Consider the following 794-nt stretch of genomic DNA (forward strand, 5'->3'; position numbering starts at 1 on the left):
TCGCCGCTACTGAGGGAATCTCGGTTGATTTCTTTTCCTCGGGGTACTTAGATGTTTCAGTTCTCCCGGTTCGCCTCGCTGCGCTATGTATTCACGCAGCGATACCTAGCTTATGCTAAGTGGGTTTCCCCATTCGGAAATCCGTGAGTCGTAATGTCTCTTACCGACTGCTCACGGCTTATCGCAGGTTAGTACGTCCTTCATCGCCTCTGACTGCCAAGGCATCCACCATGTACGCTTAGTCACTTAACCATACAACCCCAAGAAGTGTCGTCGAAACGGCATTCAAGTTGCTGTACAACAAGGACCAAATAAAATTTGGTTTTCGCCAAGAAGTTTCCAAAGCACTTGTAACAAATGTTTGAGAACTACTTTTTAAATCAGCTTTCCAGATTGTTAAAGAGCAAACTTCGTAAAGAAGTCAAAGGCATACATTGAACGACATGTTCAACTCATGGCTTTGTCTTCTGACAAATACAGTACGATATGGTGGAGCTATGCGGGATCGAACCGCAGACCTCCTGCGTGCAAAGCAGGCGCTCTCCCAGCTGAGCTATAGCCCCGTAATCGAAGTGGTGGGTCTGAGTGGACTCGAACCACCGACCTCACCCTTATCAGGGGTGCGCTCTAACCACCTGAGCTACAGACCCACTTCGTGTACTGTCTCTAAACTTGAATCAAGGCAATCTGTGTGAACACTCAACAACTTCGTCATCATTAAGGTAAGGAGGTGATCCAACCCCAGGTTCCCCTAGGGTTACCTTGTTACGACTTCACCCCAGTCATGAATCACA

2 tRNA genes and 2 rRNA genes are annotated in these 794 nt (G+C 47.7%); all 4 read right to left on the reverse strand.

From position 1 onward, the window contains the following. Positions 1–252 (reverse strand): 23S ribosomal RNA (locus tag OKC41_RS21025); the annotation flags it as partial. Between the two features lie 235 nt (positions 253–487). After that, a tRNA-Ala gene (locus tag OKC41_RS21030) sits at positions 488–563 on the reverse strand. Positions 564–573: 10 nt separating this feature from the next. Further along, positions 574–650 (reverse strand) — tRNA-Ile (locus tag OKC41_RS21035). Positions 651–723: 73 nt separating this feature from the next. Next, positions 724–794 (reverse strand): 16S ribosomal RNA (locus tag OKC41_RS21040); the annotation flags it as partial.

The sequence above is a fragment of the Aeromonas sp. QDB17 genome, from assembly GCF_027705305.1.
In the GTDB taxonomy this organism is placed as follows: Bacteria; Pseudomonadota; Gammaproteobacteria; order Enterobacterales; family Aeromonadaceae; genus Aeromonas; species Aeromonas caviae.